This window comes from Alkalibacterium sp. m-11 (assembly GCF_054658155.1).
Genome location: NZ_BAAGIR010000151.1, coordinates 1 through 4184, shown reverse-complemented (window position 1 = coordinate 4184; position 4184 = coordinate 1). Strand labels below are relative to the sequence as shown.

Here is a 4184-nt window from a genome sequence, read left to right as displayed (position 1 = left end):
AAAAGTCAAGTAATAAGCATAAAAATGTGAAAAAATTTAAAAAAAGAAAATAAGTGGAGGGAAAACTCAAAAGAGAAAACCCTAAATCCACTTATATAGAGCATCTATAGTTTCCTAGGTGTCTCTATGGTAACAGGGAGGGGAAAATCTTCGGACCTAAATTAGCAGGTTATTTTGCAATAAATTCACAGTACCTTATATATACAAACAAATGGGATAAAATTTATGTAACAGCAGTAATAAATCAGTTTGGTTATGATTTTTTTGATAATAACATAACAATAAATATAGATTCTGAAGAAAACGGGTTAATGTTAAATACATCTACGGATAAGGTGTTAATAGCGAAAGACTCTCCTACTTTAGAGAAAGACTATACTGTGTTGAAAAATCTTTTAGAAAATAACCATACTAATTTCTCAAGGTTGGCTAAAAAAAATTATAATAAACAAGCTGATAGGCAGAATACTACACCGAATACTACTAGTAGAGTTAGTGAAAAAGATTTAACTAATATTGATTCAAGATTTAAAACGACCAATTATATAATAAGTAACAACTACATTCCAGAAGGGTTTGTTTTTGAAAGACCCATTATGATTTCTGCTATTCAAGGTGCAGGATTAAAAAACTACACTCAACCGGAGGCCGGGTATATAGCAGCGTATGAGAAGTGTGTAAATGGTATTATAGAGTCTATTAATAATGGTACTATAGACGCTGTTTTTAATTTGAAATATTCTGTCCACAATGTAGGAGGCAACTACGAAGTAGTGGTTTTTGGAGATGGAGTACTAGTACAAGAAGATAATCAGGACTAATGAATTTTTTGAGGTGTTAGATTTATTTAAAACTACTTTGTTTAAAAAGTAATGGGAGGGAAAGTGAGGTGGTAAAAATGGAAGTGAAAGACGAAGTATTAGCTAAAATATTGAATGGTGTTGAGAAAGTTTTGGGTATGGAAGAAATGCCTAAGGAGTTCAGACTCCAAAAGCTGAAAGAAGTTGCTATCGTTTTTGGAGCGGATTCTGAAACGGCTGGGAGACTTGCGCAAGAAATTGTAAAAAAAACTGAAAACAAGAGAAAAGCTAAAGACAAGAAAAAAGCTATGCCAATGTTAGATTCTGACGCTTTTACGGAAGGTTTAGACGATTTGTCGGAAAAGATGAAGCATAGTGACCATGATCAACTGTAACTTGTTCATTCGTCGAGTTCTATCGGGTGTCTTGAGTGTTAACGGAAGTTTTAGGTTCTTGCAATGGTCGGCTCGCCGACGCGAAGCGCTTGCCGTTGCAGGGTTCTAACACTTCTGTTATAAACGATTGCCCGATAGAACTTGGCGAATGAAGAGGGGTTTGGGGCAGAGCCCCAAGGTCTTGAACTTGGTTTTTGGGGGGCGAGCGCAGCGAGTGGGGGGACGAAAGTGAGCGAAGCGAGCGTACTACGACTACATTCTAAGCGTATACTCGAAAAAGATTAAAAGAAGTGAACTTTTATTCTATTTTTTTAATCGTCTATATAAAGTCGCTTCACTTATGCCCGTTATATCACTTATATCTTTAATTGTCTTGTCAGTCGTTTGTCGTAATTCCAAGGCATGCTTCACTGCTGGGTGATTTTTGGTGTATTTAGGTGGTCGTCCTTTGTAAAGGCCTTTTTTCTTAGCGATTTCTATACCGTTTCGTTGTTTTTCTTTAATCAATGTCCGATCAAGCTCTGAGAATGCAGCCATGATGGTTAAAAAGAACTTTCCTGTAGAGCTTCTTGTGTCAATTCCCATATTTAAAATGACTAAATTAATATCTTTCCCCTGAAAATAATCGACCAGTTGCAACAATTGAATCGTGCTACGACCTAATCTATCCATTCTCGTCACAACAACGGTATCTCCTGCGCTCAACTCAGCTATCAATCCATCTAACTTAGTTTTTCTTTCAACGATTCCTGAAATTTTTTCAGAAATAATTTTATCTACACCAAAATTATCTAACTCTTTTAATTGAGTCTCTAAGTTCTGATCTCTCGAACTTACACGAGCATATCCTATTAACATTTCAACACTCCTTTTTGATAGATGTATATGACAGTCTATAAATCCTATCATATCAACGGATTCATTCACTATCAATAGGGTATACTTAAATGATAATCAACCTTTTTTATTTTCTATCTGGCATAACTTGAGCTGAAGAAGTTCAAAAATATTTGATTCATTAGCTCTAAAGAGCAGTAAAAAAGACCGGACTAAAGAAATGGTTGTAATCAATGTAGAAATGATTGAATTCGGTTTCAATAATAGTTATACTTTGTTTATAAATATATTAAAAAATTCACAAAGGAAGAGGTTATATTATGGTAAAAGTTGCGATTGTTACAGGTGCTGGTCAAGGGATTGGGTTAGCGATTGCTAAACGTCTACATGCAGATGGCTTTAAAATTGGTATTGTTGATTATAATCCCGAAACAGCTGAAGCTGCTGTAGCCGAATTCCCAGAAGGTGATGCTATTGCTGCAGGCGCAGATGTGTCTAAACGTGAACAAGTATTTGAAGCATTTGATAAAATTGCAGCACATTTTGGTGATTTAAATGTAGTTGTCAATAATGCGGGTGTTGCACTGACAACACCATTAGAAACAATTACCCAAGAAATGTTCGACCAAGTATATGGTATCAACGTAGCAGGTGTAATCTGGGGTGCACAAGCTGCTCAAAAACACTTCAAAGCCTTCGGTCACGGTGGTCGAATCATCAATGCTACGTCACAAGCAGGGGTATTGGGTAACCCTGAATTAGCTTTATACTCAGGATCAAAATTTGCAGTCCGCGGTATCACACAAGTATTAGCCCGTGACTTAGCTCAAGATAATATTACTGTGACAGCATACGCACCTGGTATCGTGAAGACACCAATGATGTTTGGTATCGCTCACGAAGTAGCAGTCAATGCAGGTAAAGACGATGAGTGGGGTATGAATCAATTCGCACAAAACATTACCCTTAAACGTCTATCAGAACCAGAAGATGTAGCCAACGTAGTAGCATTCCTAGCTGGACCAGACTCAACATACATTACAGGTCAAACAATCGTTGTTGATGGTGGTATGGTCTTCCACTAAGCTAAATGATTTGATGAATTTTGATAACACCCTTCGAGATGAGGGAGGGAATTTAATGTCTGAGGAAATTATCGTTCTTAGTCCGGACAGACTAGGATATAAAGATAGAGGCATAATGAAATGGCAAGGTATGATTCTGTCCGATCATACGTCTGCATTAAAAGAGTTGCACAAGGAATATGAGCAGTCAATTGCTGCGGGAAAAGAACAGATGACGACTGAAGAAGTGTCTGAAGCATTATATAAAGCCTATAGACTTAGGAAGCCTGTCGCTATTCAAGCGAATGTCTTAAAAGAAGGACACTTCTACCCTGATGTAAAATGTATAGTTAAAGGGTATGATCGTGACAATATATACCTACAGTTGAAAGACAGCCAGTTGAAGAAAGTTAATATTTATTTGATTAGGCATGTGGAGTATATGAATCCGGCAGAATGGTATGTTAAAAAAGAAAAGAGAACGGAGTGATCCGCTCTCTTTTTATATTACCTCGTTTTGCATTTTTAAATACTGCAACAAGCTCTTCATATCTAGTTCATCATAACTCCCACCAATCACATCATCTTCATGAAACTGGTAATCGTAATAAAACTTAGCGCCCTTCTGCTTCTTATAATATGATCTAACTGTTTCATTGCCAAACTCCTCAAGATCTGATTTTAAGTCTTTGATTAACTGCGTACATTCGTAGCTGTATTTCACTCCGTCTTTTCCGATAATGGCCATGGTCTCAACTCGTTTCATTTATTTTTGATTCTATATGTCTTTCAACTCTAGTAAATCTTCCCTTTTTAATAAGTAAAATGTAAGCTGGATACAAGTAGAACGCTAGTAGTCTATAAGAGATATGTTGTAATATGTTAATATAAGGAACTGTGTTAAAATACATGTGCAAGTACAAAATGAGCGTATCCGTTGGGTACGCTTTTACTATGTACAAGAGTGAACTAGGAAACTCCAAGGAATAATTGGGGGAAATAGCTCTTAAATGAGCATACAATTGATTGGTTTTTACAGCACTATTGGATTTATCTCGTCAAACAGGTTTTGGTTTGATGGTCTAGAA

At 36.4% G+C, this 4184-nt stretch carries 6 protein-coding genes; 4 read left to right on the top strand and 2 right to left on the bottom strand.

What is annotated here, in order from left to right; translation table 11 throughout:
- The first annotated feature begins 311 nt into the window (after positions 1 to 311).
- Complete coding sequence (locus ACYQ2O_RS10795; protein WP_459796607.1) at positions 312 to 821, top strand: hypothetical protein; 510 nt, start codon at positions 312 to 314, stop codon at positions 819 to 821.
- A 68-nt stretch (positions 822 to 889) separates the two neighbouring features.
- Positions 890 to 1195, top strand: a complete 306-nt coding sequence (locus ACYQ2O_RS10790; RefSeq protein ID WP_459796606.1) for a hypothetical protein — start codon at positions 890 to 892, stop codon at positions 1193 to 1195.
- Between the two features lie 303 nt (positions 1196 to 1498).
- Here ACYQ2O_RS10790 and ACYQ2O_RS10785 read toward each other — a convergent pair whose 3' ends face one another.
- The gene (locus ACYQ2O_RS10785; RefSeq protein ID WP_459796604.1) at positions 1499 to 2053 is read right to left on the bottom strand and encodes a recombinase family protein; all 555 of its coding nucleotides are present in this window, start codon (positions 2051 to 2053) and stop codon (positions 1499 to 1501) included.
- A gap of 299 nt (positions 2054 to 2352) precedes the next feature.
- On the opposite strand from ACYQ2O_RS10785, the gene ACYQ2O_RS10780 reads away from it, so the two are divergent.
- The gene (locus ACYQ2O_RS10780; RefSeq protein WP_459796602.1) at positions 2353 to 3117 is read left to right on the top strand and encodes a (S)-acetoin forming diacetyl reductase; all 765 of its coding nucleotides are present in this window, start codon (positions 2353 to 2355) and stop codon (positions 3115 to 3117) included.
- Between the two features lie 55 nt (positions 3118 to 3172).
- Positions 3173 to 3586 carry a hypothetical protein gene (locus ACYQ2O_RS10775; RefSeq protein WP_459796601.1) on the top strand — a complete coding sequence of 138 codons (414 nt, stop codon included), beginning with the start codon at positions 3173 to 3175 and terminating at the stop codon, positions 3584 to 3586.
- Between the two features lie 12 nt (positions 3587 to 3598).
- Here the strand turns inward: ACYQ2O_RS10775 and ACYQ2O_RS10770 are convergent, their stop codons facing one another.
- Positions 3599 to 3844: a hypothetical protein gene (locus tag ACYQ2O_RS10770; RefSeq protein WP_459796599.1), complete on the bottom strand. Its 246-nt coding sequence runs from the start codon at positions 3842 to 3844 to the stop codon at positions 3599 to 3601.
- Between the last annotated feature and the right edge of the window lie 340 nt (positions 3845 to 4184).